The 26,582-nt window shown below is 61.4% G+C and carries 26 protein-coding genes; 18 read left to right on the top strand and 8 right to left on the bottom strand.

Features of this window, described 5'->3' with window-relative positions; genetic code table 11:
• Positions 1-260: 260 nt before the first annotated feature.
• Together ACYAR8_RS03615 and ACYAR8_RS03610 are read right to left on the bottom strand one after the other, a co-directional pair.
• Positions 261-1,844, bottom strand: a complete 1,584-nt coding sequence (locus tag ACYAR8_RS03615; protein ID WP_463579100.1) for a rhodanese homology domain-containing protein — start codon at positions 1,842-1,844, stop codon at positions 261-263.
• Positions 1,841-2,449 carry a cysteine dioxygenase family protein gene (locus ACYAR8_RS03610; protein ID WP_463579099.1) on the bottom strand — a complete coding sequence of 203 codons (609 nt, stop codon included), beginning with the start codon at positions 2,447-2,449 and terminating at the stop codon, positions 1,841-1,843. The genes ACYAR8_RS03615 and ACYAR8_RS03610 overlap by 4 nt, the downstream gene beginning before the upstream one ends.
• Positions 2,450-2,660: 211 nt before the next feature.
• Here ACYAR8_RS03610 and ACYAR8_RS03605 point away from each other — a divergent pair, with 211 nt between their 5' ends.
• The gene (locus tag ACYAR8_RS03605; RefSeq protein ID WP_463579098.1) at positions 2,661-3,566 is read left to right on the top strand and encodes a LysR family transcriptional regulator; all 906 of its coding nucleotides are present in this window, start codon (positions 2,661-2,663) and stop codon (positions 3,564-3,566) included.
• A gap of 104 nt (positions 3,567-3,670) precedes the next feature.
• Here the strand turns inward: ACYAR8_RS03605 and ACYAR8_RS03600 are convergent, their stop codons facing one another.
• Positions 3,671-4,588, bottom strand: a complete 918-nt coding sequence (locus ACYAR8_RS03600; protein ID WP_108120352.1) for a LysR family transcriptional regulator — start codon at positions 4,586-4,588, stop codon at positions 3,671-3,673.
• Positions 4,589-4,712: 124 nt separating this feature from the next.
• Between ACYAR8_RS03600 and ACYAR8_RS03595 the strand changes: the two genes are divergently transcribed.
• From ACYAR8_RS03595 to ACYAR8_RS03570, 6 genes are all read left to right on the top strand, one after another.
• Positions 4,713-5,471 carry a 5-oxoprolinase subunit PxpA gene (locus ACYAR8_RS03595; RefSeq protein ID WP_463579097.1) on the top strand — a complete coding sequence of 253 codons (759 nt, stop codon included), beginning with the start codon at positions 4,713-4,715 and terminating at the stop codon, positions 5,469-5,471.
• A gap of 94 nt (positions 5,472-5,565) precedes the next feature.
• Entirely contained in the window at positions 5,566-5,811 is a 246-nt protein-coding gene (locus ACYAR8_RS03590; RefSeq protein WP_074888199.1) for an acetyl-CoA carboxylase, read from the top strand.
• A gap of 9 nt (positions 5,812-5,820) precedes the next feature.
• Positions 5,821-7,194 carry an acetyl-CoA carboxylase biotin carboxylase subunit gene (locus tag ACYAR8_RS03585; protein ID WP_463579096.1) on the top strand — a complete coding sequence of 458 codons (1,374 nt, stop codon included), beginning with the start codon at positions 5,821-5,823 and terminating at the stop codon, positions 7,192-7,194.
• On the top strand, positions 7,191-8,063 hold the full coding sequence (locus tag ACYAR8_RS03580; RefSeq protein WP_463579095.1) for a 5-oxoprolinase subunit B family protein: 873 nt from the start codon (positions 7,191-7,193) through the stop codon (positions 8,061-8,063). Before ACYAR8_RS03585 ends, ACYAR8_RS03580 begins: the two co-directional genes overlap by 4 nt.
• On the top strand, positions 8,060-9,034 hold the full coding sequence (locus ACYAR8_RS03575; RefSeq protein ID WP_463579094.1) for a 5-oxoprolinase subunit C family protein: 975 nt from the start codon (positions 8,060-8,062) through the stop codon (positions 9,032-9,034). Before ACYAR8_RS03580 ends, ACYAR8_RS03575 begins: the two co-directional genes overlap by 4 nt.
• A gap of 200 nt (positions 9,035-9,234) precedes the next feature.
• Complete coding sequence (locus tag ACYAR8_RS03570) at positions 9,235-10,692, top strand: M10 family metallopeptidase C-terminal domain-containing protein (protein ID WP_463579093.1); 1,458 nt, start codon at positions 9,235-9,237, stop codon at positions 10,690-10,692.
• Between the two features lie 152 nt (positions 10,693-10,844).
• Here ACYAR8_RS03570 and ACYAR8_RS03565 read toward each other — a convergent pair whose 3' ends face one another.
• The 4 genes from ACYAR8_RS03565 to ACYAR8_RS03550 all read right to left on the bottom strand — a co-directional run bounded on the left by ACYAR8_RS03565 (position 10,845) and on the right by ACYAR8_RS03550 (position 15,913).
• Positions 10,845-11,933 carry an LLM class flavin-dependent oxidoreductase gene (locus ACYAR8_RS03565; RefSeq protein WP_108120340.1) on the bottom strand — a complete coding sequence of 363 codons (1,089 nt, stop codon included), beginning with the start codon at positions 11,931-11,933 and terminating at the stop codon, positions 10,845-10,847.
• A 657-nt stretch (positions 11,934-12,590) separates the two neighbouring features.
• On the bottom strand, positions 12,591-13,001 hold the full coding sequence (locus ACYAR8_RS03560; RefSeq protein ID WP_463579092.1) for a PA2817 family protein: 411 nt from the start codon (positions 12,999-13,001) through the stop codon (positions 12,591-12,593).
• A gap of 64 nt (positions 13,002-13,065) precedes the next feature.
• Entirely contained in the window at positions 13,066-13,269 is a 204-nt protein-coding gene (locus ACYAR8_RS03555) for a helix-turn-helix domain-containing protein (protein ID WP_074888180.1), read from the bottom strand.
• 199 nt (positions 13,270-13,468) lie between these two features.
• Entirely contained in the window at positions 13,469-15,913 is a 2,445-nt protein-coding gene (locus tag ACYAR8_RS03550; protein ID WP_463579091.1) for an acyl-CoA dehydrogenase, read from the bottom strand.
• 213 nt (positions 15,914-16,126) lie between these two features.
• Between ACYAR8_RS03550 and ACYAR8_RS03545 the strand changes: the two genes are divergently transcribed.
• The 3 genes from ACYAR8_RS03545 to ACYAR8_RS03535 all read left to right on the top strand — a co-directional run bounded on the left by ACYAR8_RS03545 (position 16,127) and on the right by ACYAR8_RS03535 (position 18,677).
• Positions 16,127-16,750 (top strand): glutathione S-transferase family protein, encoded by a 624-nt coding sequence (locus tag ACYAR8_RS03545; protein WP_074888320.1) that lies wholly within the window; start codon positions 16,127-16,129, stop codon positions 16,748-16,750.
• 218 nt (positions 16,751-16,968) lie between these two features.
• A complete protein-coding gene (locus ACYAR8_RS03540) occupies positions 16,969-17,901 on the top strand; it encodes an ABC transporter ATP-binding protein (protein WP_074888172.1) in 933 nt (310 codons plus the stop codon).
• A complete protein-coding gene (locus ACYAR8_RS03535) occupies positions 17,898-18,677 on the top strand; it encodes an ABC transporter permease (RefSeq protein WP_065993104.1) in 780 nt (259 codons plus the stop codon). Before ACYAR8_RS03540 ends, ACYAR8_RS03535 begins: the two co-directional genes overlap by 4 nt.
• Positions 18,678-18,811: 134 nt before the next feature.
• Here ACYAR8_RS03535 and ACYAR8_RS03530 read toward each other — a convergent pair whose 3' ends face one another.
• On the bottom strand, positions 18,812-19,327 hold the full coding sequence (locus ACYAR8_RS03530) for a DUF2062 domain-containing protein (protein WP_074888169.1): 516 nt from the start codon (positions 19,325-19,327) through the stop codon (positions 18,812-18,814).
• Between the two features lie 153 nt (positions 19,328-19,480).
• Here ACYAR8_RS03530 and ACYAR8_RS03525 point away from each other — a divergent pair, with 153 nt between their 5' ends.
• The 8 genes from ACYAR8_RS03525 (at position 19,481) to ACYAR8_RS03490 (ending at position 26,572) form a co-directional block, all read left to right on the top strand.
• Positions 19,481-21,697, top strand: coding sequence for a DNA internalization-related competence protein ComEC/Rec2 (locus ACYAR8_RS03525; protein WP_463579090.1), 2,217 nt, complete (start codon positions 19,481-19,483; stop codon positions 21,695-21,697).
• A gap of 84 nt (positions 21,698-21,781) precedes the next feature.
• Entirely contained in the window at positions 21,782-22,456 is a 675-nt protein-coding gene (locus tag ACYAR8_RS03520; RefSeq protein WP_074888166.1) for a MotA/TolQ/ExbB proton channel family protein, read from the top strand.
• The gene (locus ACYAR8_RS03515) at positions 22,453-22,884 is read left to right on the top strand and encodes an ExbD/TolR family protein (RefSeq protein WP_065993112.1); all 432 of its coding nucleotides are present in this window, start codon (positions 22,453-22,455) and stop codon (positions 22,882-22,884) included. Before ACYAR8_RS03520 ends, ACYAR8_RS03515 begins: the two co-directional genes overlap by 4 nt.
• Positions 22,884-23,879, top strand: a complete 996-nt coding sequence (gene lpxK / locus ACYAR8_RS03510; RefSeq protein WP_463579089.1) for a tetraacyldisaccharide 4'-kinase — start codon at positions 22,884-22,886, stop codon at positions 23,877-23,879. The genes ACYAR8_RS03515 and lpxK overlap by 1 nt, the downstream gene beginning before the upstream one ends.
• Before the next feature lie 17 nt (positions 23,880-23,896).
• A complete protein-coding gene (locus tag ACYAR8_RS03505; RefSeq protein WP_003174668.1) occupies positions 23,897-24,082 on the top strand; it encodes a Trm112 family protein in 186 nt (61 codons plus the stop codon).
• Positions 24,079-24,843, top strand: a complete 765-nt coding sequence (gene kdsB / locus ACYAR8_RS03500) for a 3-deoxy-manno-octulosonate cytidylyltransferase (RefSeq protein WP_074888161.1) — start codon at positions 24,079-24,081, stop codon at positions 24,841-24,843. The genes ACYAR8_RS03505 and kdsB overlap by 4 nt, the downstream gene beginning before the upstream one ends.
• A gap of 46 nt (positions 24,844-24,889) precedes the next feature.
• Positions 24,890-25,909, top strand: a complete 1,020-nt coding sequence (murB, locus tag ACYAR8_RS03495; RefSeq protein WP_108120332.1) for a UDP-N-acetylmuramate dehydrogenase — start codon at positions 24,890-24,892, stop codon at positions 25,907-25,909.
• 66 nt (positions 25,910-25,975) lie between these two features.
• On the top strand, positions 25,976-26,572 hold the full coding sequence (locus ACYAR8_RS03490; protein ID WP_463579088.1) for a nucleotidyltransferase family protein: 597 nt from the start codon (positions 25,976-25,978) through the stop codon (positions 26,570-26,572).
• The last annotated feature ends 10 nt before the right edge of the window (positions 26,573-26,582 follow it).

The following is a 26,582-nucleotide window of genomic DNA, read 5'->3' as shown; positions in this document are numbered from 1 at the left end:
CCTCCGCCTGGAGAAGGGGTCGGCAAGGGGATTGACCTTATTCCTATAAGAAACGGAATAGAAGTATCTTTTGTTATAAGCAGATTATGTATTTGTGTGATTATGTCGCGTTAAGATATTAAATTAATGCATACATATTTCCGCCACGATGCATTTTGTAGGAGCGCGCTTGCCCGCGAACTGCGACCTGTCTGTGTCATATCTGGCAGCTGACACACCGCCATCGCGGGCAAGCGCGCTCCTACACGAATGGGCGCGGTTTAAATCACATAAAAACCATGGGTCCCGTCGCGGCCGAGTTGCTCGACCAACCCATACTCCCAATCCAGATACGCCTGCATCGCCTCGCGCGGCGCATCGGTGCCTTCATAGGGCCGGCGATAGCGGTCAATGCGCGGCGAGCCCAGATGGCTTTCGCCGTGCTCAAGCTCGAACCCCGCCGCCACCCAGCTGGCTGTGCCGTCCTTCAGCACAAACACCGGCTTGCAGGTCAGGGCTTCGACCTCCGACACGGCAAGGCGCGCGAGTTTGCTGCTGCCGCAGGTCAGCACGTAACGCTCGGCAACCGGGATGTTGTTCTGCAGTGCGTTGGCAAGGTCGGCACGCAGTGTCCACCACGCGCCCGGAATATGCTGCTTGACGTAGTGGGCGCTGGCAGTGAAATCCAGCACCGCCACGCCGCCCTGCTGGCGCCACTCGCGCAGCGTTTCGGCGCTGATCTCTTCGACCTTCGGCGCGGGTGGAATGGGCGCGTTCCAGCCACCCTTTTCGCTGAAATCCTCCGGACGCAAGTCGTCCACCACAAACACCTCCCAGCCTAGCTGCGCCAGCCACGAAGCAGACATGTTGGCGCGCACGCCATCGTCGTCGAGCAAAACGATTCGTGCGCCGCGCACGCTGGCGTAATGATCAGTCTCCTGGACCAGCTGGCCGCCCGGCGTCGAACGGGCACCCGGCATATGGCCGGCTTCGAATTCCTCCGGCGTGCGCACATCGAACAGGTAGGTCGTGCGAGTGGTCTCGGCCTGCCAGACCGTCAAGTCCGCACGGCGGCCGCGTTTTACTCGTGCTTTGTCCGCCACGTTGCGAGCATCCGCCCGAGCGACTTCCCGGGTCGCTTCACTGACCTGCGGGAAGCGCCTGGATTGCCCATGATCCAGCGTCTGCCCGGCCAACAGCCAGCCGATCGTGCCATTGCGCAGGGCGGAAATCGCGTTGGGCAGGCCGGCATTCACCAGCGACTGAGTGCCAATGATGCTGCGGGTACGGCCGGCGCAGTTGACGATGATCCGGGTGTCGGGATCGGGCGCCAACTCCCGCGCCCGCAGCACCAGTTCGGCCCCGGGCACGCTGACCCCGTTGGGAATGCTCATGGTCTGGTATTCATCGAACCGCCGCGCATCCAGCACCACCACGTCAGCCTTGGTGTCGAGCAACTGCTTGACCTCTTCGGCGGCCAACGACGGCGTGTGGCGATGGTGCTCCACCAGTTCGCCGAACGCCTTGCTCGGCACATTGACGTCGATGAACAGCTCGCCGCCGGCATTGCGCCAGCCCTGCAATCCGCCTCCAAGCAGTTTGACGTCGCTGTAACCCAGGTCCTGAAAACGCTCCAAAGCGCGTTCGGCCAAGCCCTCGCCGTTGTCATAAACCGTCACGGCGGTGTCGCGACGGGGGATGCGCGCGAGCACTTCCAGCTCCAGCTTCGACAACGGAATGTTGGCGGCGAACAGTGGATGAGCTTCGGCGAACGGGGCTTCTTCGCGGACATCGACCAACGCGACTTCTTCATGGGCGAGCAGGGCGCGGCGGATGTCGGCGTAGGAACGGGTGGGATTGCTCATTGGGCTTGGTTCTCTTTGGACAGATCCCAGATGTTCGGGAGATAGGCGTTGGAATAGCCGGAGACGAACAGCTTTTCACTGCCATCAGGCTGATAAACGGCGCGCTTCACGGCGCCGATGTTGGCGCCGTAGACGTGAATACTGATCGACACCTGGTCGTCGAACGCATTGCTGACCTGATGAATGTCGTTGCTGCGCGGCGACAAGGCCTCGACATGACCGGGCTCCAGGCGGATCGCCGGGCCTTCCTGCTCCAGTCGGCCGTCGGCGCTGCGGGCGAACCCCTGCGAATACTCCGCCCCGCGCAGCATGCCGATCAAGCCCCAGACGCGGTGGTCATGAATCGGCGTGCTCTGGCCAGGCCCCCACACAAAGCTGACGACCGAAAACCGCTGCCGTGAGTCGGCGTGCAACAGAAACTGTTGATAGCGCGTCGGATCGGGAACGGCGAACTCATCCGGCAGCCAGTCGTCATCACTGACCAGTTGCCCCAGTAGCTTCCCACCCCGGGAAAGCAGGTCCCCTTCCGCCGGGTTGCTGTCGATCAGCTCGGCCAGCGCGCCGATAAAGGCCCTGAAGCGTTCAGGGTGACGGATGTGGGTCATGTTGGCTCCGGGCACAGAAGGATGCCCAATATAAGCATAATGCCGCATCCTAATATGCTATTTATTGATGATTAGGTTATAACCAAAACGTAGCTGATAACCGATTCACAGGTAGCTGGCCGTTGTGAGGCTAACCAGAGGCTATCCAGAGCTTTCGATAGCCATTATGATTTTTGCCTATCTTGTTTCCCTTATTCCATGTGCGATCCGAATGAAAATTGATGACATCGATGCGTTCGTAGCAGTCATTCGCTGCCAGTCGATCAGCCATGCCGCTGAGTCCCTTGACCTGACACAGCCGGCCATCACGCGGCGGGTTCAGAATTTCGAGCAGGCGCTGGGCGTTGAATTGTTCGACCGTAATACCAAGCCGCTCAAGCCGACCCCCATGGGCACGCAGGTCTATCAGAAGTGTCTGGCGATCCTGCGGGAAATGGACTCACTGCGCGAACTCGTCGCCAGCGACACGCCGCCTGCCGGATTGCTCAGGCTGGGCGTGCCGCAAACTATCGGTGATGTCGTGTTGCTGGATGCGCTGAAACACCTGCGCGGGCAATTTCCCGGCCTGCGCGCGCAAGTGATCACCGGCTGGGGCAGCCAGCTGATCGGCAAAATCGAGAACGGCGAACTGGACGCGGCTGCGGCGCTGTTCCCGGCGGGCAAGATCTTCCCTGAAGGCATCGTCGGTGAGTCCATCGGCAAAATGGAGTTGGTGGTGGTGTGCGCCAAGAGCGCGCTGCCGAAAAAGCCGGTGAAACTGGCGGACTGCTACGGGCTGGGTTGGGTGCTCAACCCCGACGGCTGCGGTTTCCGCGCCGGGCTGCAACGCACCTTCGCTGATCAGGGGCTGAGCCTGAAGGTCAATCTGGAAACCTTCGGCACTGAACTGCAACTGGGGCTGGTTGCCGATGGCTTGGGCCTGGGTCTGGTGCCGCGTCCGCTGCTGGAGCGCAGCGTCCACCGCGACTCACTGGAGGCTATGCCCATCAAGGATTTCAAACCGGTGATGGACCTGTGGCTGATCTACCCGCGCTTCCTCGGCAATTTGCAGGCGCCGGTGGCGTCCTTCGGCAGCCTGGTGGCGGAATCGCTGAAGCAGGATCGGGATGCGGCTTGAGGCTTGAGGGCTGTCACGTGGCGGTCAACGGGCTGGCCGATACGCCGTCTCAGAGCCAGGGGAAGTTCACGCCATAGCCAAGGGTTATCCGCCCACGGCCGGATTCAGCGCCGCGCGGACAGCTGTTGCGGCGCCAGAAATGCATCGTGGAAATAGTTACGAAACGCCTGCATCGCCGGGCTGAATTTGCGCTCCCGGTGCCATGCCAGTCCCACACTCATCGGCGTCACCTTGTCGGTGACTGTCAGTGTTTCGATGCGTTTTCCTTCCAGTGACCAGGGGCGGTGCACCAGATCCGAGAGGATTGCCACGCCGCTGCCATTGGCGACCATGCTGCGCACCGCTTCGACTGAACTGGTACGCACCCGCACATTTGGCTGCTGATGCGCATGTTCCCAGTAACGCATGGCGCTTTGTTCGGCTTCGTCGACGGTCAGCAGAATGTAGGGTTCTTTTGCGACGTCGGCGAGGCTGACCGCCGAGCGCTCGCACAACGGATGGTGGCTGGGTAGCCATAACCGCCGCTCGGAGTTGAAGAGGGTCTCTGAAACGATGTCCGGGTGAGTGAGGTTGGCGGTGAGCACCACGGCCATATCAAAACGACCTTCCAACAAGCCTTGTTCAATCGCCTGCCGTTCTTGTTCATGGACTTCAATGGCCACGTCCGGATGCCAGTGTTCCAGGCGCTGCAAATGGTGCGGCAGGAAATAACCGATCACCGTGTAGCTCGCCCCCAGGCGCAACACGCCACTGGCGCGGATATTCGGCAATGGGCTGTTCAATGCGTCATCGACGCTGCGCAAAATCACGTAGGCCCGATTTAAAAAGTGCCGCCCCGCGTCGGTCAGACTCATGCCCTGCGCCGAGCGCTGGAACAACAGCGTGCCGAGAATGCCTTCCAGTTCCTTGATCGCCGTGGTCACCGCCGACTGGGAAATATTCAGATGAATCGCGGCCTGAGAGATTTGCCCGATTTCGGCGGTAGCGACGAAATAGCGGACTTGGCGCAGGGTCAGGGACATGAGCACTCCGGGCGGGGAGGTATCTGTTTTTCGGAAGATAGCCTATCTGATAATAGATCTTCCCAAGGGGTTGGGGGAAATCTAACGTGGCCTGCATGAAGTCACAAGGTCGGGAGCAAGCGTCATGCAGGCAGTAGATTTCAATTCGGACATGGGCGAAGGCTTTGGCCCCTGGACCATCGGCGATGGCGTCGACAATGAGTTGATGGGCTTTATCAGCTCGGCCAACATCGCCACCGGGTTTCATGCGGGTGACCCGGGCACCATGCGCCGCACCGTCGAGCAAGCCAAGGGCCGGGGCGTGGCCATCGGCGCGCACCCGGGGTTTCGCGACCTGGTTGGTTTCGGCCGTCGGCACATCAATGCGCCTGCCCAGGAACTGGTCGACGACATGCTCTATCAGTTGGGCGCCCTGCGGGAACTCGCCCGGGTGCAGGGCGTTGCCCTGCAACACATCAAACCCCACGGCGCGCTCTACATGCACCTGGCCCGAGACGAAGAGGCCGCCCGTTTGCTGGTGGAAAACCTCCAGCGCCTGGAGCCGGAGTTGCTCTTGTATTGCATGCCCGATTCGGTGATCTGCCGGGTTGCCACGGAACTCGGCCAACCGGTTATCCGCGAGTTCTATGCCGACCGCGAATACGACCTTAGCGGCTCGATCGTCTTCACCCGCAACGTGCGGGCTTACGACCCGGCACAGGTCGCCGCCCGTGTGCTGCGTGCCTGCCAGGAAGGGGTGGTGCGCACGGTCGAGGGCGGAGACCTGGCGATTGAATTCGATTCCATCTGTTTGCACAGCGACACGCCGGGAGCCCTGGCGTTGGTCGAGGCCACGCGTCATGCACTTGATCGCGCGCGCATAGAGGTTCGGGCACCGCGCTGAGACCAAACGAAAACACCTGGCACACAGACGCCAGGGTTGGCCCTCCGATTCACTTTACGCCTGCCTTTCTACAACTATTCCAAGAGGAACAGACATGGCTGAATACACTGTAATCACCCCGTTGCCGGGGACCTTCTACCGCAAAGCAACGCCGGAATCGGCAAACTTCGTGGAGGTCGGCGCGCAAGTCAGCGCCAACACGGTAATCGGCCTGATCGAGGTCATGAAGCAGTTCTCCGAATTGACCGCCGGGACGGCCGGTCGCCTCAGTGCCTTTTTGGTGGAAGACGGTGATCCTGTGGAACCGGGTCAAGTCGTCGCAACCCTCGACGACGCGTGAGGGACGATCATGACCCAAGCCATTCATAAACTGCTGGTCGCCAACCGCGGCGAAATCGCCGTGCGCATCATCCGCGCCGCCAAAGAATTGGGCATTCCCACCGTTGCTGCGTGCAGCGAGGCGGACGTCGATTCCCAGGCCGCGCGGATGGCCGATGAGGTTCACATTCTTGGTCCGGCCCGGGCCGACAAAAGCTATCTGAACGTCGATGCCTTGCTCGGCGCCTTGAAAGCTACTGGCGCCAACGCGGTGCATCCCGGTTACGGCTTTCTGTCGGAGAACGCCGATTTCGCCGAAGCGGTGGTCTCTGCCGGTGCCATTTTCGTCGGGCCAGGCGCGGAGACGATCCGCCGCATGGGCGATAAAGCCGAGGCACGGCGTACTGCACAAGCCGCTGGCGTGCCGGTGGTGCCGGGTTCGCCGGGTGAACTGTTCGACGTCGGGTCGGCGCTCAAGGCTGCTGAATCCGTTGGCTTCCCGTTGCTGATTAAAGCATCGGCCGGTGGTGGCGGGCGCGGTATCCGGTTGGCGGAAAACGCCGAGCAGCTGCGCGAAGAATTTCCCCGTTCCCAGCGCGAAGCCCAAGCGGCGTTTGGCAATGGCGCGGTGTATCTGGAGCGGTTTATCAGCCGTGCGCGGCATATTGAAGTGCAGGTGTTGGGCGACAGTCAGCACGCGGTGCATTTGTTTGAGCGCGAGTGTTCGCTGCAACGGCGCCGGCAGAAGATCTTCGAAGAAGCGCCGTCGCCGGTCCTCAGCAAACAGCAACGGGAAATCCTCTGCGAAAGCGCGGTGCGCCTGACCGAGTCCTTGGGCTACAAGGGCGCCGGCACCCTGGAATATCTGTATGACGACGTCACTGGCGAGTTCTTCTTTATCGAGATGAATACGCGGATTCAGGTGGAGCACCCGGTCAGCGAACTGATCACCGGCATCGACCTGGTCCAGGCCATGTTGCGCATCGCTGGCGGCGAACCGCTGGGCTTCAAGCAAAGTGACATCCGACTCAACGGCGCCGCCCTGCAAATGCGCCTGAACGCTGAAGACCCTGCGCGGAATTTCTTCCCGAGCCCAGGCCTGGTCGAGGAGCTGATCTGGCCGAACGGCGAAGGCATTCGCGTCGATACGCATCTGTATCAAGGCTACCGTGTGCCGCCTTACTATGACTCGCTGCTGGCCAAACTGATTATTCACGGTGCGGATCGCGCCGAAGCCTTGGCGCGAGCGCGAATGGCCGTGGCGCACACCACCCTCACCGGCATGGCCAACACCCTGGCGTTGCACGGTGAATTGTTGGAACAACCGTGGCTGCACAGTGCCGACTTTAACACCGGCACCCTGGAAACCTGGCTGGCCGAGCGCCGCAGCGGAGGTGAAGCATGAGTACCCCCATCCGCTACAGCTTTGGCGCCGATGAGCACTTGTTTGCCGAAGTCAGCGACAGCATGTCCCTGGACGCATTCTTCAAAGGCCTCGCCGTCACCCGCGCCGTGGAAGGGCTGGCGCTGGATGGCGTACTTGATATCTGCCTCGCCAACGCGTCATTCCAGATCCGTTTCGACCCGGATCGCATCGCCCCTCACACCTTGCTCGAAGCGGTCAAAATCGCCGAGGCCGGCGCTGTTGCCGAGCGCACGCTGCAGACGCGGATTATCGAGATTCCAGTGCTCTACAACGACCCCTGGACCCACGAAACCCTGATGCGTTTTCGCGACCGCCATCAAGACCCGAGTGCAACGGACCTGGAATACGCCGCACGCATAAACGGTCTGGCCGACGTCGAAGCATTCATCGCGGCCCACAGTGGCGCGCCGTGGTTTGTCTCGATGGTCGGCTTCGTTGCCGGCCTGCCATTCATGTTCCAGATGGTCGAGCGCGAGCGTCAGTTGCAGGTGCCCAAGTACCTGCGCCCGCGCACCGACACACCGAAATTGACCCTTGGTCACGGCGGTTGCTTTGGATGCATTTACTCGGTGCGCGGCGCCGGGGGTTATCAGATGTTTGGTGTTACCCCCGCGCCGATCTACGACCCGCAACAGAACCTAGCGTATCTGAAGGAACACATGGTGTTTTTCCGTCCAGGCGACATCGTGCAGTTCAAATCGATAGACCGTGAAGCGTACGACCACGCGGTGGCCGAAGTGGAAGCCGGTCGCTTTGATCTGCGGATTCGGCCGGTGGAGTTTTCGCTGGACGCGTTCCTCGCCGATCCCGTCGGCTATCCCAAGTCGTTGCAGGAGGTGTTGGCATGATCAAGGTTCTCAAACCCGGCCTCGCCACTTCGGTACAAGACTTGGGCCGCGAAGGGTATTACCACCTGGGCATTCCGCCATCCGGCGCGCTTGATCAATACGCCTTGAGCGCGGCCAATCAATTGGTAGGCAACCCGGCAGGTTTGGCGGCGCTGGAATGCACGCTACTCGGGCCTGAGCTGGAGTTTCAGCAGGATGCTTTGGTGGCGGTCAGCGGCGCGCACATGACGCCTCGGGTCGATGGCGTGGAAATGCACCTGGACACCGCGTTCACCTTGAAGGCCGGGCAGGTGCTGAGTTTTGACTTCCCCAGGGCGGGGGCCCGCGCTTATCTGGCGGTGGCCGGTGGCATTGATGTGCCGGTGGTGCTCGGCAGTCGCTCCACCTATGCGCTGGGCGCGCTCGGTGGTTTTCAGGGAAGACGCCTGATTGCAGGTGACCAATTGCCGGTGGGCATCGCCAGTGGCAAGAGCCGCGCAGGGGCCAGTTTGCCCATGGCGTTACGGCAATCGTTAGGTGGCGAAATCACCTTGCGGGTGGTGCCCGGTTTGTACTACCACCGCTTGACCGAGTCGGCGGCGAAGAGCTTTTTCGCCGAGCCCTGGACGGTCGGTTCGGAAGCCGATCGCATCGGCTATCGCTTCAAGGGCGGCAGCGCGCTGAGTTTTCAGCCCCGGGAGCAGCCGTTCGGCGCCGGTTCTGATCCGTCGAACATTGTCGACAGTTGCTACCCGATCGGCTCGATTCAGGTGCCCGCCGGGCTCGAACCCATCGTGCTGCACCGTGACGCAGTGTCCGGTGGCGGCTACGCAATGATTGGCACGGTGATCAGCGCCGATCTCGATTTGATTGGCCAGATGCAACCCAACCAGAAAGCCCGCTTTGTGGCGGTAACCCTCGAAGAGGCGCTGGAAGCGCGACGGTCCTACAAGAAAAAACTCAGCTGCCTGAGCAAGCTGTTCCCTTCCTGATTCTGCCGGCCGTCTGGCGCGGGCCAGCGCGCTCCGGCAGGATGCTGTGAAAGAGGTGACCGGGCTGGTTTCAGATGAGGCCAGCACAGCCTTTACTCACGGAAAGTCGATACTGGCCACTGCCGGCCCGCGAACCAACTGCCGTTTTGCCTATCACAGCTATCGCCGCCCACTCTGGCGGCAGCTCAGGGAGCGTTTCAATGGCAGATAAACAAAAGGTTTTTTGGTACGGCACTGCGGGTAAGGATGAGTTTTTCAGTACCTTCGATCTCAATGTTATCTACGGCGGTGCTGGCGACGATTACATTGAGGGCCGAGGTGACAGCGTACTGATCGGCGGGGCCGGTTCGGACAGTTTCTATGCCTATGGCAACGCCGTACTGCGCTATGCGTCCATCAGCGACAGTAGCGGCTCGCAAGTCGACTATATCGATTATTTCGATAAGGCTGATCGCCTTGACCTGACCGCGCTGGGCATTTCCGGCATTGGTGACGGCACACACGGAACCGTTCAGATCGTCAGCAATACAGATGACGGCTATTACCGGACGATTCTCAGAAGCTACGATGTCGATGAAAACGGCAACCGGTTCGAGCTGCTCCTGAGTGGCGATTACACCCTGACCAATGCCAACTTCCAGCGCCTGATTGCAGGCAGCGATGCGGGCGACAGCGTTGTCGGCACCTCGGCGGGCGCAGAAACCCTGATGGGCTACGAGGGGCGCGATACCTTGTCTGGCCTGGCCGGCGATGATCGTCTGGTAGGCGGCCTGGGCGGCGATACCCTGACTGGCGGCACCGGCGCCGACGAGTTCGTATTCAGTTCCGTGTCCGACAGCATCCGCACTTCGACAGGTTCTGCGCACACTGCCGGTCGGGATCTGATCACTGATTTCAATGCAGCTGAAGGCGATCTCGTGGATCTGTCCAGCCTGGGGTTCAGCGGCTTGGGCAATGGCTTCAATGGCACTCTGAAGGTCGTGGTCAACGGCGCAGGTACGCAGACAGCCTTGAAATCGCTGGAAGCCGATGCTGACGGCAATCAGTTTGAAATTCTGTTCAGCGGTAATCTCAAGGCCGACCTGAATCGCGACACGGTGGATTTCGGTAACACCACCGGGCCCAAGATCGTCAATACGATGACCCGCGATAACATGGATGTGCTGGGCACCGGCGGCAATGACATCCTGGCCGGCGGCGTGGGCGATGATCAGATGGTGAGTTTTCAGGGCAACGACATCATAAACGGTGGCGCTGGTAACGACGTCATGGCCGGTGGCATGGGCAAGGACACACTCACCGGTGGCAGCGGCCTTGACGACTTCGTCTATTACCGCATGACCGACAGCTATCGCACGGCGGACGCCAGTCATTCGGACCTTATCACCGACTTTGAAAGCGGAGACCGTCTGTTCATTCTCGATCTGGGGTTCGACCGCACGGGCGATGGACGAAATGGCACCTTGAAGCTCGACTACAACGAAGACCAGGACCGGACCTACCTGCGCTCCTTTGAAGCCGATGCAGACGGGCGTTTCTTCCAGATTGCACTGAGCGGCAACCACACAAGCGTTCCGGTCCTTTATGACGGCCTTTATCTGGATGAACCGCTGATTTCTATTGTCGGCATCAATCCAGCCGAGCCTGCGCCTGTGTAAACGGTCTTAACGCCTGAAGAGGCGGTGAACAAAGTGGAAGAGCAGGCCCGGGTGCTCAAAAGCAGCGCAGGGCCTGTCATGACACCGCACTGGAATGCGCTGATTCGCGAATGAAAGCGCCGTTAGCAGGAACCGTGAGCCACAGCCTTTGTTCACGCCACCTTTTCGTTCTTCTCCTGCTCGCGTCGCGCGATCAGTTTGCGCGTCAGCGGGATCAGCTTTTTGCCGTAATCGACCGCATCTTCCAGTGGATCAAAACCGCGAATCAGGAACGTCGTGATCCCCAGATCGTAATAGTCCAGCAGCGCGTCGGCGACTTGCTCTGCGGTACCCACCAGCGCCGTGGAATTGCCTTTCGCGCCGAGCAACCCGGCAATGCCGGTCCACAAGCGTTTGTCCAGGCGCGTGCCTTTGGCCGCGGCTTCCAGCAAACGCCGCGAACCTTCATTCGGCGGCTCGCGACGCTCGATCCCTGACGCCTGGGCCAAGGCCTTCGCCCGCTCCAGAATACTGTCTGCACGCGCCCAGGCCTTTTCTTCCGTCTCCGCCAGAATGGGCCGCAACGACAAACTGAAACGCACCGTCCGCCCATGCCTGGCGGCTTCGGCCCGCACCTGTTTGACGATGTCCCTGACTTGCTCGTAGGTCTCGCCCCACAGCGCATAGACATCAGCGTGTTTGCCTGCAACTTCCAGCGCCGCCTGCGAAGCACCCCCGAAATACAGCGGAATGTGAGGCTGCTGCGCTGACTTGACCAGCGAATGAGCGCCCTCGAACCGGTAGTAATCTCCCTGATGATCGAACGGCTTGTCGGCCGTCCATTCCTGGCGCACCACGCCGAGGTACTCGTCCGTGCGGGCGTAGCGCTCATCCTTACCGATGAAACTGCCGTCAGCGCGCAGCTCCTGATCGTCCCCACCGGTGATGATGTGCACAGCGATACGCCCGCCAGTGAATACATCCAGCGTAGCGAATTGCCGAGCGGCGACGGTGGGTGAGATAAACCCCGGCCGGTGTGCGACGAGAAACTTCAATGTTGTCGTGACGCTGGCCGCGTACGACGCCACGAACGCGCTGTCCGGGCTGTTTGAGTGATAAGCGACCAGTGCACGATCAAAGCCGGCCTCTTCATGGGCTCGGGCGACTTTCTCGACATACTCAGGCTGAACGGCCGTCCCGCTGCGAGGATGAATTTCCGACCCAGGCTGGGTAGCGATATAACCGATGAACTCGACGCTCATGACAACTCCTTGTACTGATGGGCCAACCGACGCGAGAGGACACGCGTGGGCAAGTCAGCAACATAGGGGCAAGCGAAGGGTCTGTGAAATTCGATTTGGCGCTAAGCTAATTATAAAAAATATGCATTTAGCTAGGCGGTAAGATCAGGAAATGTTTTGTTGGCTGGATGTTTACGGTAAAGCTCAAGCATGACGCGGAGCGTCACAGGATGCATTCCCACGCAGAGCGCGGGAACGATCTGCATCAAAAGCTTCCCGGCTAAAGCCGGTCCCACGAAGAGCAGCCCGTGCAGTCAGTAGGACCGGGTTCAGACGGGAAGCCTTTGATCTGCCATTGATCTTGATCTTGATCTTGATCTTGATCTTCATACGCATAAGGTCCAGACACCGCAGAACGCGACTTGGGCGCAGGCCGAACGCAGACGATGCGCAGTGGGTCGAGCCGCATGGATGCGGCGAGAGCGCCGTCAGGACATGGATGTCCGTTCGGCGCGGGCCCACGGAGCGTCGTCGGAGTGAGGGTATCCCGACGGAGGAGGGACCTAGCCAGGAGCAAGCACCCTTGGTTACTTGGGGTGCTTTTCCAAGTAACTCGCCGAAGGCGAAACAGTACGCCCCCAGGCGGACGCTCTTGATGTTGATCCGGATAGCTTCAGATCAATGCTTGGACTCAGACTGCGACGTCGCCAACAACTGCTTCTCCTGATTCCAGTCAAACGGCTCATCGTTCTCCATCGCCTCAAAGCGACGCTCCTCCAGCGCCGTATACAAATCAATCTCATCGTCCGGCATGAAATGCAGACAATCGCCCGCAAAAAACCACAACAAATCCCGCGGCACCAAATGCGCAATCTGCGGATAACGCTGAATCACCTGACACAACAAATCCTGCCCCAGATACTGACTCTCGATCGGATCAGCCGGCAACAGCGTCAGCAACTCATCGTACCGCTCCAGAAACAGCGCATGACTTTCTTCGGGGACCTGCTCGGCCTCTCCCAGCGCGACCAGGATGCCGCGCAAATGCAACAGCAGATTCATGATGTGGTCGAGATTGGCGTCGGCCATGATGAAGCCCTCAGAGACAAAAACAGGCGCGGGAGTATAGAGGGCCCCGCCGCCTGCGGCTATCTCAATGCCACAACCCGGCCAGATACCGGTGGCCTGCTTCAGTGAGGGCGAGGTGCGCAAAGGTCCGGTCGGGACTGGGCAGACGGGTGACGAAGCCCATCATCAGAAGGGTTTGCAGCGTTTGTGTTGGCTTGCCGCTGGAAAGATCCTCCCCGGAGGCAATTTCGGAGAGCAGGCAGCGATGGGTCAGGCGTTGGTCGATCATGATGCGTCCCCTTGGTGTTTTCTTGTTGTTACCAAGGAGTGTAGGACAATTCGCCAGAGCGGTGTATGTAGACGTAAGTCTTGGGCTGCGATTGTAGGAGCGTTCGCTTGCCTGCGAAGGTTTCGGTAGGTCTGACCTGTCATCAGCGCCTGTGCCTAAGCCATCGCGAGCAAGCTCACGCCTACGGGGTATGCCGTCGTTAGCGGGTTTTGCCTTCGGTGGCGACCAGCTCCTCCTTGTCGAAATCATCCACATCAATCACCTTGCGCCGCGCCGCCTCTGCAGCGCGCAAGGTTTCCGCTTCCGCTGCCTGCAAAACGCCCGCGTTGAGCGCGGCGTCGATCAGATGCTCGCCTCCCTCAGGCTTGACCTGACCGCTTTTCACCGCGTGATGAAGTTTGCCGCGAATAGCCTTGGCGCTGCTGAGCAAGTCGCTCGCGTGCTGCAACGCACCGACCGGATCCTCTGAGTCGGTCGGGCGATAGCAACCGGCAAGCACCGATTCCAGCGCCGGGTCGCCTTTGGCGCGACCAAGGATCTCCGCGACCTGGGCATCAAGCCGGTCCGATGGCCCTTTGTGGCGACGGCCGAACGGGAACACGATGACCCGCAGCAGCCCGCCGAGAATCCGGTTCGGGAAATTGCTCAGCAACTCGTCCAGCGCACGCTCCGACTCACCCAGCGCTTCTTCCATGGACCAGCAGAACAGCGGCGCCAGTGCTTCGGGATAATCAAGATCGTGGTAACGCTTGAGCGCGGCGGACGCCAGGTACATGTGGCTGAGCACATCGCCCAGGCGCGCCGAGAGACGCTCGCGACGTTTCAGTTCGCCGCCCAGCAGCATCATGCTCAGATCAGCCAGCATTGCGAAAGCGGCCGCCTGACGGTTCAGCGCGCGGAAATAACCCTGACTCAGGCGATCGCCCGGCACGCTTTCGAAATGCCCAAGGCCCAGGTTCAACACCAGCGTACTGGCCGCGTTACGCACGGCGAAACCAATGTGCTGCATCAGCAGGCCGTCGAATTCCACCACCGCCCGGTCATGATCCTGACGACCGGCGAGGGCCATTTCCTTCAGCACGAACGGATGGCAACGAATGGCGCCCTGACCAAAGATCATCAAGTTGCGCGAGAGAATGTTCGCGCCTTCCACGGTGATAAAGATCGGCGCGCCCTGCCACGAGCGGCCCAGATAGTTGTTCGGGCCCATGATGATGCCCTTGCCGCCGTGCACGTCCATCGCGTGGGTGATGCACTCGCGGCCGCGCTCGGTCAGGTGGTATTTCAAAATTGCCGACAGCACCGAAGGCTTCTCGCCCAGGTCGACCGCGTTGGCAGTCAGGATGCGTGCGCTGTCCATCAGCCAGGCGTTGCCGCCGATTCGCGCGAGGGATTCCTGAATCCCTTCGAACGCTGCCAGGGGTACATTGAACTGCTCGCGAACCTGGGTGTACTGGCCGGTGACCAGGCTGGTGAACTTCGCGGCGCCGGTACCGACTGCAGGCAGGGAAATCGAACGCCCGACCGACAGACAATTCATCAGCATCATCCAGCCTTTGCCAAGCATGTCCTGGCCGCCGATCAGGTATTCCAGCGGAATGAACACGTCCTTCCCGGAGTTCGGCCCGTTCATGAACGCCGCGCCCAGTGGCACATGACGACGACCGATCTCGACACCAGCGGTGTCGGTCGGAATCAGCGCCAGGGTAATGCCCAGGTCTACTTCTTCGCCCAGCAGATGCTCAGGGTCGTAGGCCTTGAAGGCGAGGCCGAGGAGGGTAGCCACCGGGCCAAGGGTGATGTAGCGCTTTTCCCAATTCAGGCGCAGGCCGATGACTTCCTCACCTTCCCAATGGCCCTTGCAGATGATGCCGGTGTCCGGCATCGCCCCTGCGTCGGAGCCAGCCAGCGGGCCGGTCAATGCGAAGCACGGGATCTCGTCGCCACGGGCCAGGCGTGGCAAGTAGTGATTGCGCTGCTCATCGGTGCCGTAGTGCAGCAGTAGCTCTGCCGGGCCCAGCGAGTTGGGCACCATCACGGTGGAGGCCAGATCGCCGCTGCGGGTCGCCAGCTTCATCGCCACTTGCGAGTGGGCGTACGCAGAGAACCCCTTGCCGCCATATTCCTTGGGAATGATCAAAGCAAAGAAGCCGTGCTCTTTTATATGGGCCCACGCTTCTGGCGGCAGGTCCATGGCCTGACCGATTTCCCAGTCACTGACCATGGCGCAGAGTTCTTCGGTCGGGCCATCAAGGAAGGCCTGCTCTTCGTCGGTCAGCGTGCTCTTCGGATAGCTGAGCAGGGTGTTCCAGTCCGGTCGGCCGCTGAACAGCTCGCCATCCCACCACACCGTGCCGGCGTCAATGGCGTCGCGTTCGGTAGCGGACATCGGCGGCAGCACTTTCTGAAACCACGAGAACATTGGCGCACTGAAGTGTTTGCGGCGCAGGTCCGGCAGCGCCAGCAGCAACGCGACGCCCAGCCACAACACCCATGGGATGACCATCCAGCCGTGGGTATGGCTGAACGCGCCCATTGCCAGCAGGTACACGGCGACGATGCCCAGGGCGGGGAAGGGCGCAATTCTGCGATGGGCCAGCCAGGCCACGCCAACCACCAACACTACGATCCACAGCAACAACATAAACAGCCCTCCATGATGACGGCGCGATAAGCGCGACCGGCTGCGCAGTCGACCGCTCTGGTCCGCGCATCGATAGTGACCCCGTGCTACCAAGGGAGTTCGGGGGCTGGCCGATGCGCAGGAAGTTGTGGCTTGAACACCCGCATCCCGGAGTAGACTGTGGCCCGCCGCGAACGCCACTCACCGCTCGTTGACCACACGGAGAATGACAACATGTTGAAGATCTGGGGCCGCAAGAACTCGTCCAATGTGCGCAAGGCATTGTGGATCGCCGAGGAACTGGGGCTCGACTACGAGTCGCTGAATGCCGGCGGCGCCTTTGGCATCAACGATCAGCCCGAGTACCTGGCGAAGAACCCCAACGGTGTGGTGCCGATGATCGAAGACGGCGACTTCGTGCTGTGGGAGTCCAACACCATCGTTCGCTACCTGGCCGCGCAATACGCGCCGGACTCTGCTCTCTATCCGGCCAGCCCCAAAGCGCGTGCCCAGGCTGAAAAGTGGATGGACTGGACCACCTCGACGCTCGCTGGCCCCTTCCGCCCTGTGTTCTGGGGCGTATTACGCACGCCAGCCGACAAACAGGACTGGACGCAGATCAACGCGGCGAAAGCCGAGGTCGAGCGCCTGCTGGTCATCGTTGACGCAGCACTGGCGCATCAGCCGTACCTCTCGGGCGACGAATTCGGCGTGGGTGACATTCCTCTGGGCTGCTTCGCTTATCCCTGGTTCGAAATGCCGATTGAACGCCTTGAGCTGCCCCACCTCAAAGCCTGGTACGAACGTTTGCAGCAGCGTCCGGCGTATCAGAAGGCCGTGATGACCGCGCTCACCTGAGTTAAGCCCGTGTCGAGTTAATACTGACTATCAACCGATGTCGCTGTACTTGGGCGGCATCGGCCCGCAACATTGCGGCCGCTGCAGTTGTAGCCTTGTGTCGCGCCTGATATTCCAGCTGCGCGGCACGGTAAATGTCAGCGCGCCGCTGAGCCCGGCAACTGCACGTTCGTATTCGTTTATCTTCCCTTTTCATTTCTATTGGTGTGTGTTCAGTCATGAGTTCAGCTCTGTCCATCCGGCAGCTAACCAAGACCTACGGCAACGGTTTCCAGGCCCTCAAGGGCATTGATCTGGACGTCGCCGAGGGTGATTTCTTCGCATTGCTCGGCCCCAACGGCGCCGGCAAATCCACCACCATCGGGATTATCTCGACCCTGGTCAACAAGACCAGCGGCACGGTGAACATTTTCGGCCACGACCTTGATCGCAATCCGGCGCAGCTCAAGCGCTCGATCGGCGTGGTACCGCAGGAATTCAATTTCAATCAGTTCGAGAAGACCTTCGACATCGTCGTGACCCAGGCGGGTTATTACGGCATTCCGCCGAAGATCGCCAAAGAGCGTGCCGAGCAGTACCTGACCCAATTGGGGCTGTGGGACAAGCGCGATGTGCCTTCCCGTTCGTTGTCCGGCGGCATGAAGCGCCGTTTGATGATCGCCCGCGCACTGATTCACGAGCCGCGTCTGTTGATCCTCGACGAGCCTACCGCCGGCGTTGATATCGAACTGCGCCGTTCGATGTGGACCTTTCTCACCGAGCTGAACGAGAAAGGCATCACCATCATCCTCACCACCCATTACCTGGAGGAGGCTGAGCAGCTGTGCCGCAACATCGGCATCATCGATCACGGCACGATCATCGAAAACACCGGCATGAAGACGCTGCTCAACAAACTGACCGTCGAGACCTTCCTGCTGGACCTGCGCGATCCGCTGCAAGCGGCGCCTCAGCTCAACGGCTATCCGGTGAAACTGGTGGACAACCAGACGCTGGAGGTGCAGGTCGACAAAACCATCGGCATCACCTCGCTGTTCAGTCAGTTGTCCCTGCAGAACATCCAGGTGTTGAGCCTGCGCAATAAAACCAATCGCCTTGAGGAGTTGTTCGTGGGTCTGGTCGAGAAGAATCTGGCGAAGGTGGCGATATGAGCTCGGAGCTGCGCCCCAACCTGATTGCCCTGAACACCATTGTTTACCGTGAGGTCCGGCGTTTTATGCGGATCTGGCCGCAGACCCTGCTGCCGCCGGCGATCACCATGGTTCTGTACTTCGTCATCTTCGGCAACCTGATCGGCCGGCAGATCGGCGACATGGGTGGCTTCACCTACATGCAGTACATCGTGCCCGGCCTGATCATGATGTCGGTGATCACCAACTCCTACGGCAACGTGGTCTCGAGCTTCTTCGGTGCCAAGTTCCAGCGTTCGGTTGAAGAGTTGATGGTTTCGCCGGTGTCGCCGCACACCATTTTGATCGGCTACACCATTGGCGGCGTGCTGCGCGGGCTGGCGGTGGGGGTGATCGTCACGATGCTGTCGATGTTCTTCACCGACCTGCAGGTGCATCACCTGGGCATCACCATCATCGTGGTGCTGCTGACCGCGACGATTTTCTCGCTGCTGGGCTTTATCAACGCCGTGTTTGCGCGCAACTTCGATGATATTTCGATCATCCCGACTTTTGTGCTGACGCCGTTGACCTACCTGGGCGGGGTGTTCTATTCGATCAATCTGCTGCCGCCATTCTGGCAAACCGTGTCGCTGGCCAACCCGGTGCTGCACATGGTCAACGCGTTTCGCTTCGGCATCCTCGGCGTGTCGGACATCAAGATCAGCATCGCCCTGGCGTTCATGGTCGTTGCGACCATCGTGCTGTACCTCGGCTGCGCGCGGCTCCTGGTGAGCGGGCGCGGGATGCGTCAGTAACGGATTTCAGAACGATCGTTCCCACGCTCCGCGTGGTAATGCCGCCCCCAAACGCTCTGCGTTGCCAGTGACGCGGAGCGTCATAAGAGGCATTACCACGCGGAGCGTGGGAACGATCATTTCCTGTGTCCTTGCTATTGGCGTTTAGCCTTGCGCGCCTTCCACTGCCGTCCGACCCACCAGCGCCAATACGCCATCGTCCCGAAATACCCCGCCACCCCCAGCACAATCCCCGCCACCACCGATCCCAGCAAAAACGGCTGCCACAAGGTCGACAGCTGTCCGCTGATCCAGTCCCAGCTCAGTTCGTCCGGGAAATGCCGCGGCGGCAAACCCATCAGCAGTGCGCCGATTTTGTAGGTGCAATAGAACACCGGCGGCATCGTCAGCGGATTGGTCAGCCAGCACAGACTGACAGCGATCGGCATATTGGCCCGCACCCAGATTGCCAGCACGGCGGCCAGCAGCATCTGCAACGGCATCGGCATCAAAGCGGCGAACAGCCCGATCCCCATCGCGCGCGCTACGGAGTGTCGATTGAGGTGCCAGAGGTTGGGATCGTGCAGAAGAGAGCCAAGAAAGCGTAAGGATTTGTGTTCCCGGATGCTGTTCGGATCGGGCATGTACCGCTTGATCAGGTGACGTGGCATACGGGAATCCGGGGATGTGGGCGGGAAATTCGGGGAAGTATGCACGGATAGTCGCAAACGCAAATTCAGACTTTGTGACAATTAATAAGCGCGCGTGCCGGGGCATCGACTAAGCCATGGAGGTCGATTTCACCCGCAGACAAGGAAAGCCTCATGCGCACAGGGATGCTCGCCCTCGCACTCGGATTGCTGACGCTACGATTTTTGCCCGCATTACCGCCGGTCTGGTTGCTGCTGGCGATGCCCGTGATGGCGCTGATGCTGCTGCCGTTTCGCACCTACCCCTTGGCGTTTTACCTGCTCGGCCTGACCTGGGCCTGCGTCTCGGCGTCGTCGGCGCTGGAGGACCGACTGGCCGAGCGCCTCGACGGGCAGACGCTCTGGCTGGAGGGACGCGTCGTCGGGCTGCCGCAGACAATCGACGGCGTGGTGCGGTTTCAGCTGGATGATCCCGTATCACGACGCGCGCAGTTGCCCGAACAGATCCGCATTGGCTGGTATGGCGGTCCGCCGATCAGCAGCGGCGAGCGCTGGCGTCTGGCGGTCAAGCTCAAGCGACCCGGTGGGCTGGTCAATCCCGGCGCCTTCGATTACCAGGCGTGGCTGCTGGCCCAGCGCATTGGTGCCACTGGCACCGTGGCGGACGGCCAGTTGCTTGAACCGGCCCCGGGCAACTGGCGGGACGGGATTCGCCAGCGCCTGCTCAGTGTGGATGCTCAGGGGCGACAGGGCGGGCTGGCCGCCTTGGTGCTCGGTGACGATTCCGGACTGAGCGCCGCCGATTGGCAAGTCCTGCAGGACACCGGAACGGTTCACTTGCTGGTCATTTCCGGAACGCACATCGGCCTGCTCGCCGGCTTGCTCTACGGCCTCGTCGCGGGGTTGGCCCGATGGGGCGCGTGGCCGCCGTTTCTGCCCTGGCTGCCCTCGGCGTGCATCGCGGCGTTCGTGGGCGCGTTGGCCTACGGCGTGCTGGCGGGCTTTGAAGTGCCGGTGCAGCGGGCTGTCATCATGCTGGGTCTGGTGCTGGTCTGGCGTCTGCGTTTCCGCCATCTGGGCACTACGTGGCCGCTGTTGCTGGCGCTGAATCTGGTGCTGATCGCCGAGCCGCTGATCACGTTGCGGCCGGGGTTCTGGCTGTCGTTTCTGGCCGTCGCCATCCTGATGCTGATTTTCAGCGGGCGACTCGGGCGGTGGAGCTGGCTGCAGAGCTGGACCCGCGCGCAATGGCTGATCGCGGTGGGGCTGCTGCCGGTGCTGCTGGCGCTGAACCTGCCGGTGAGCGTGAGCGGCCCGGCCGTCAATCTGCTCGCCGTGCCGTGGGTGAGCCTGTTGATTTTGCCTCTGGCGTTGCTCGGAACGCTGCTGCTGGCGATCCCGCTCATCGGCGAAAGCCTCCTGTGGCTGGCAGGCGGCGCGATGGACGGGCTGTTTCGCTGGCTGACGTTCATGGCCGATCTCGCCCCTGCCTGGACCGGCCCGCACGTGCCGGTGTGGGTCTGGCCGCTCAGCCTGCTCGGCGCCGTGCTGTTGTTGCTGCCCAAAGGCCTGCCGATGCGGCCGTTGGGCTGGCCGATGCTGTTGCTGTGCGTCTTCCCGCCGCAGAAAACCGTTCCCGCCGGGCAAGTCGAAGTGTTGCAACTGGACGTGGGGCAGGGGCTCGCCATTCTGCTGCGCACCCGCGACCACACACTGTTGTATGACGCGGGGCCGCGTTTCGGTGATTTCGATATCGGCGAGCGCGTGGTGTTGCCGGCCATTCGCCGCGCCGGAATCAGACAGCTGGATACGCTGCTGCTCAGTCATGCCGATTCCGACCACGCTGGTGGCGCCGCCGCCGTTCGAAAAGGCCTACCGGTTGCAAGAGTGCTGGCGGGTGACGTAGGGCGCATGCCTGCCGAGTTGTCAGCCGAGTCCTGCCGTAACGGAGAAACATGGACGTGGGATGAGGTCACTTTCTCCACCTGGATCTGGGAGCAAGCCGCCGAGGGCAATCAAGCCTCTTGCGTGCTCAGCGTCGATGCCAACGGCGAGCGGCTGTTGCTCACCGGTGATATCGATGCAGAGGCGGAACGCGCGATGCTCGACGACGGGTTCGACGTCCGCGCCCAATGGCTGCAATCTCCTCACCACGGCAGTCGCAGCTCCTCGTCCCGGGCGTTCCTGCGCGCGGTCGGGGCGCGCGACGTGCTGATTTCCCGCGGCCGCAATAATGCGTTCGGTCATCCCCATCCTCTGGTGATGTCGCGGTACGCGTGGTCCGGGATGGAGATTCACGACAGCGCAGAACTGGGCGCTATCACTCTGCAGTTGGGCGCCTACGAAGAAGCTTGGGCAGAACGCAGGACGCGACGCTTCTGGCGTGATTGAAAGGGAGGGTTATTCATCGACACGTTCGGCGAGGCGCCGACGCTATGTTAGAGTGGCGCCACTTTTTTTCAGGGGGTGGACGCTGTGTGGGAGCTGGTCAAATCAGGTGGCTGGATGATGCTGCCGATCATTTTGAGTTCCATTGCCGCCGCCGGAATCATCATTGAACGCCTCTGGACCCTGCGCGCCAGTCGCATTACACCGCCGCATTTGCTCGGCCAGGTGTGGCGCTGGATTCAGGACAACCAGCTGAGCGCCGAGAAGCTCAAGGAGCTGCGCGCCGACTCGCCGCTGGGTGAAATCCTCGCCGCCGGTCTGGCCAATTCCCGTCATGGTCGCGAGATCATGAAAGAGTGCATCGAGGAAGCCGCGGCCCGGGTCATTCACGAGCTCGAGCGCTACCTGGCAACACTCGGCACCATCGCTGCCATGGCGCCATTGCTGGGTCTGCTGGGAACCGTCCTCGGCATGATCGATATCTTCAGCTCATTCACCAGCAGCGGCATGACCGGCAACGCCGGCATGCTCGCCGGCGGTATCGGCAAAGCGCTGATCTGCACCGCCTCGGGCCTGACCGTTGCCATCCCCGCGATCTTCTTCCATCGCTATCTGCAAAGCCGGGTCGACGAGCTGGTGGTCGGCATGGAACAGGAAGCCATCAAACTGGTGGAAGTCGTGCAGGGCGATCGTGACGTCGACCTCACCGACGCCAAGCCCGACATCAAGGCTGCCGCGCGTGGCGAGGGCAAGAAGAAGTGAAATTCCGCCGTCGCAAGCCCAGGGAGACCATCGACATCAATCTGGTGTCGCTGATCGACGTGGTGTTCATCCTCCTGCTGTTCTTCGTCGTGACCACGACGTTCACCCGGGAAACCCAGCTGCGCGTCGACCTGCCCCAAGCGGTGACCGGCGCTTCGGCCGATGACGTCGACAAAAAACACCTCGACATCACCATCAATGCCGACGGCGTTTATTCGGTGAACAACACCCTGCTGGGCGACAGCAAACTGGAAACCCTCATCGATGCCCTGCAGAAGGAATCCGAGGGCGACACCAGTCTGCCGCTGTCGATCAGCGCCGATGGCAAGACGCCCCATCAGGCGGTGATTACCGCCATGGACGCCGCCGGCAAGCTCGGTTTCGCTCATTTGCGCATGACCACCGTCGAGGCCGCATCGGCTAACTGATGGCATTCACGGACCGACTGCTCGACGCCTGGTACAAAGGCCATCCGGCGCTGGCGCTGCTGCGCCCGCTCGAATGCCTGTACCGGCGCGTGGTGAACCGCAAGCGCGCGCGTTTTCTTGCAGGGCAGGGCAACAGCTATAAAGCGCCCGTCCCGGTCGTGGTCGTCGGCAATATCACCATTGGCGGCACCGGCAAGACGCCGCTGATTCTCTGGATGATCGACCATTGCCGGGCGCGCGGGCTGCGCGTCGGTGTGGTCAGCCGGGGTTACGGCGCCAAGCCGCCGAGCCTGCCCTGGCGGGTACTGCCGCAACAGCCCCCGGAGCACGCGGGCGATGAGCCGCTACTGATCGTCAACCGCACCGGCGTGCCGCTGATGATCGACCCGGACCGCTCGCAAGCCGTGCGCACCTTGCTGGCTGAAGAGTCCCTCGATCTCATCCTTTCCGACGACGGCCTGCAGCACTATCGCCTGTACCGCGACCTCGAACTGGTCCTTATCGATGCCGTCCGCGGCCTCGGCAATCGCCGCTGCCTGCCGGCGGGCCCGTTGCGCGAACCGGTGGAGCGGCTGCACAGCGTGGATGCGCTACTGTACAACGGCGCGGCCGCGGATCGCGACGACGGCTTTGCGTTTCAGCTCAAGCCCTCCGCGCTGGTCAACCTGGTGACCGGTGAACGCCGGCCGGTCGATCATTTCCCGCCCGGGCAGCAGGTCCATGCGGTGGCCGGGATCGGTAATCCGCAACGTTTCTTCAACACCCTCGAAGGACTACACTGGCGGCCTGTTCCACATGCGTTCGCCGACCACGCCGTGTTCAGTGCCCAGGCACTGTCGTTCACCCCGGCATTGCCCGTGGTCATGACCGAGAAGGACGCCGTCAAATGCGCATCCTTCGCCGCACCGGACTGGTGGTACCTGGCCGTGGAAGCCGTGCCTTCGCCGGCGTTCGTCAGTTGGTTCGATTCGCAGTTAACCCGTCTTTTGCCATGACTCGCTCAGGATTTCTTATGGACACCAAATTGCTCGACATTCTTGCCTGCCCGATCTGCAAGGGTCCGCTCAAGCTCAGCGCCGACAAAACCGAGCTGATCAGCAAAGGCGCCGGTCTTGCCTATCCGATTCGCGACGGCATCCCGGTAATGCTGGAAAGCGAAGCGCGGACCCTCACCACCGACGAGCGTCTGGACAAATGACCGCAGCGTTTACCGTTGTCATTCCGGCGCGCTACGGTTCGAGTCGCTTTCCGGGCAAGCCGCTGAAAACCATCGCCGGCAAGCCGATGATCCAGCACGTCTGGGAACAGGCGCGAAAGAGCAGCGCAGAGCGTGTGGTGGTTGCCACCGATGATCAGCGCATCGTTGAGGCTTGCCAGGCCTTCGGCGCCGAAGTGCTGATGACCCGCGACGATCACAACTCCGGCACCGACCGCCTGGCGGAAGTCGCCGCCAAGCTGGGTTTGGCCGACGACGCCATCGTGGTCAACGTCCAGGGTGACGAACCGATGATCCCGCCCGCCGTGATCGATCAGGTCGCCGATAATCTCGCCGCGCACCCTGAAGCGCGCATGTCGACCCTCGCCGAGCCGATCGAGGACGTGGCATCGCTGTTCAACCCCAATGTGGTCAAGGTCTGCTCGGACCTCAATGGCCTGGCGCTGACCTTCAGCCGCGCGCCGCTGCCCTGGGCTCGCGATGCGCTCGCGAAGACCCGCGACGAGCTGCCGCAAGGCGTGCCGTATCGCCGCCATATCGGCATTTATGCTTACCGCGCCGGGTTCCTCCACGACTTCGTCAGCTGGGGCCCATGCTGGCTGGAAAACACCGAAAACCTCGAGCAGTTGCGTGCACTCTGGCACGGCGTGCGCATTCATGTGGCCGACGCCCTTGAGGCGCCCCCGGCCGGCGTAGACACCGCTGAAGACCTGGAACGCGTTCGTCGTCTGCTGGAGGTTTGATGAGCATGGCTCTGGTCATTCTTCCACTGTTTTCGCGGATGCACCCATGACGCTGAATGTGCAACACGAGGTGTCTCTCAAAGCCTACAACACGTTCGGCGTGAATGTGCATGCCCGGCGTTTTGCCGAGGCATTCAACGACGACGACGTTCGCGAGGCCCTCGCGTATTCGGCCAGCCACGACGTGCCGTTGATGGTCATCGGCGGCGGCAGTAACTTGCTGCTGACCCGTGATGTCGATGCCCTCGTGTTGCGCATGGCCAACCGTGGCATCCGCATCGTTCAAGAGGATTGCGACGGCGCCATTGTCGAAGCGGAGGCGGGCGAGCCCTGGCATCCTTTCGTGCTGGACACGCTCGCCCAGGGGTTGGCCGGGCTGGAAAACCTCAGCCTGATCCCCGGTACCGTCGGCGCTGCACCGATGCAAAACATCGGCGCTTACGGCGTTGAGCTCAAGGATGTTTTCCACAGTCTCACGGCGATCGACCGACACAGCGGCGAGTTGCGGGAATTTGCCCTGGCCGACTGCGAGTTCGGTTATCGGGACAGCCTGTTCAAGCATCAGCCAAATCGCTGGCTGATCCTGCGGGTTCGCTTCAAGCTCAGCTATTCGGCCAACCTTCATCTCGATTACGGTCCGGTGCGTCAGCGCCTGGAAGAGCAAGGCATCAAACAGCCTTCGCCGATGCACGTAAGCCGGGCGATCTGCGCCATTCGCAGCGAAAAACTGCCGGACCCCGCGACGCTGGGCAATGCCGGGAGCTTCTTCAAGAACCCGCTGGTGTCCGCCGAGCGTGTTGCTGCCATCAAGCTCACCCATCCTGGCGTGGTCGGCTACCCTCAGGCCGATGGTCAGGTAAAGCTGGCGGCCGGCTGGTTGATCGAGCAGGCGGGCTGGAAGGGCTTTCGTGACGGCGACGCTGGCGTTCACGCGCTGCAGTCGTTGGTGCTGGTCAACTATGGCGAGGCGTCCGGCGGGCAATTGCTCGGCCTTGCGCAGCGGATCCAGGCGGACATTCTCGAACGCTTTGGCGTTGCGCTGGAAATGGAACCCAATCTGTATTGAGCAAGAACCGGGGATCGCCTTTCCCCGGCTGAGCTTCAGTCAGCGTGTATCCCATGAGGGTTCAACATGAGTGACACCCTGTGTGCCATCGTGCTGGCGGCGGGCCTCGGCAGCCGTTACCGAGCGGTTGCCGGGCACCACCGCAACAAACTGCTCGCGCAATGCGTCGGGCGTGATGGCATGGAGCGATCGGTGCTGGAACAGGTGCTCGCCAACGTAAAACCCTTCGCCGACAAAACCGTCCTGCTGACCCGATCCGCCTACTGCAGCGTTGCCGAGTTGGGCCTGCGCCATGGCTATGAAGTGGTGGTGCTGGATTCCCCCGGCATGGGCGACAGCATCGCCGCTGCCGTCTCGGCCGAGCCCGCCCATCGCGGCTGGTTGATTGCCTTGGGCGACATGCCCTTCATTCATGTGGACACACTCGAGCGCTTAACGCGTTCGGTGGAGGACGACGCCATCAGCGTGCCGGTCCATGGCGGACGGTATGGGCATCCTGTCGCTTTTGGTCGTGCGTTCGGGCCAGCGCTCATGGCACTGGCTGGGGAGAAGGGCGCCAAGCGGCTTTTCCAGGGCGCGCGGATCAAGGAGGTCGAGGTCGACGACCCGGGTGTGTTGTGGGATGTAGACGTGCCTGCTGCGTTGACCTTTAAACCGCGCTGATCTCAGTCAA

The sequence above is a fragment of the Pseudomonas sp. HP_01 genome (assembly GCF_055284355.1).
Note: the sequence above shows the minus strand (reverse complement) of the source record. Positions and strands in the feature narration are given on the sequence as shown.

Coding starts and splice junctions, on each gene's coding strand:
- ACYAR8_RS03585 (WP_463579096.1), top strand. CDS start 5,821: ATGACCCAAGCCATTCATAAACTGCTGGTCGCCAACCGCGGCGAAATC.
- ACYAR8_RS03595 (WP_463579097.1), top strand. CDS start 4,713: ATGCAGGCAGTAGATTTCAATTCGGACATGGGCGAAGGCTTTGGCCCC.
- ACYAR8_RS03540 (WP_074888172.1), top strand. CDS start 16,969: ATGAGTTCAGCTCTGTCCATCCGGCAGCTAACCAAGACCTACGGCAAC.
- ACYAR8_RS03545 (WP_074888320.1), top strand. CDS start 16,127: ATGTTGAAGATCTGGGGCCGCAAGAACTCGTCCAATGTGCGCAAGGCA.
- ACYAR8_RS03565 (WP_108120340.1), bottom strand. CDS start 11,933: ATGAGCGTCGAGTTCATCGGTTATATCGCTACCCAGCCTGGGTCGGAA.
- ACYAR8_RS03570 (WP_463579093.1), top strand. CDS start 9,235: ATGGCAGATAAACAAAAGGTTTTTTGGTACGGCACTGCGGGTAAGGAT.
- kdsB (WP_074888161.1), top strand. CDS start 24,079: ATGACCGCAGCGTTTACCGTTGTCATTCCGGCGCGCTACGGTTCGAGT.
- ACYAR8_RS03535 (WP_065993104.1), top strand. CDS start 17,898: ATGAGCTCGGAGCTGCGCCCCAACCTGATTGCCCTGAACACCATTGTT.
- ACYAR8_RS03610 (WP_463579099.1), bottom strand. CDS start 2,449: ATGACCCACATCCGTCACCCTGAACGCTTCAGGGCCTTTATCGGCGCG.
- ACYAR8_RS03550 (WP_463579091.1), bottom strand. CDS start 15,913: ATGTTGTTGCTGTGGATCGTAGTGTTGGTGGTTGGCGTGGCCTGGCTG.
- lpxK (WP_463579089.1), top strand. CDS start 22,884: ATGGCATTCACGGACCGACTGCTCGACGCCTGGTACAAAGGCCATCCG.
- ACYAR8_RS03555 (WP_074888180.1), bottom strand. CDS start 13,269: ATGATCGACCAACGCCTGACCCATCGCTGCCTGCTCTCCGAAATTGCC.
- ACYAR8_RS03560 (WP_463579092.1), bottom strand. CDS start 13,001: ATGGCCGACGCCAATCTCGACCACATCATGAATCTGCTGTTGCATTTG.
- ACYAR8_RS03525 (WP_463579090.1), top strand. CDS start 19,481: ATGCGCACAGGGATGCTCGCCCTCGCACTCGGATTGCTGACGCTACGA.
- ACYAR8_RS03575 (WP_463579094.1), top strand. CDS start 8,060: ATGATCAAGGTTCTCAAACCCGGCCTCGCCACTTCGGTACAAGACTTG.
- ACYAR8_RS03615 (WP_463579100.1), bottom strand. CDS start 1,844: ATGAGCAATCCCACCCGTTCCTACGCCGACATCCGCCGCGCCCTGCTC.
- murB (WP_108120332.1), top strand. CDS start 24,890: ATGACGCTGAATGTGCAACACGAGGTGTCTCTCAAAGCCTACAACACG.
- ACYAR8_RS03590 (WP_074888199.1), top strand. CDS start 5,566: ATGGCTGAATACACTGTAATCACCCCGTTGCCGGGGACCTTCTACCGC.
- ACYAR8_RS03600 (WP_108120352.1), bottom strand. CDS start 4,588: ATGTCCCTGACCCTGCGCCAAGTCCGCTATTTCGTCGCTACCGCCGAA.
- ACYAR8_RS03530 (WP_074888169.1), bottom strand. CDS start 19,327: ATGCCACGTCACCTGATCAAGCGGTACATGCCCGATCCGAACAGCATC.
- ACYAR8_RS03580 (WP_463579095.1), top strand. CDS start 7,191: ATGAGTACCCCCATCCGCTACAGCTTTGGCGCCGATGAGCACTTGTTT.
- ACYAR8_RS03505 (WP_003174668.1), top strand. CDS start 23,897: ATGGACACCAAATTGCTCGACATTCTTGCCTGCCCGATCTGCAAGGGT.
- ACYAR8_RS03605 (WP_463579098.1), top strand. CDS start 2,661: ATGAAAATTGATGACATCGATGCGTTCGTAGCAGTCATTCGCTGCCAG.
- ACYAR8_RS03490 (WP_463579088.1), top strand. CDS start 25,976: ATGAGTGACACCCTGTGTGCCATCGTGCTGGCGGCGGGCCTCGGCAGC.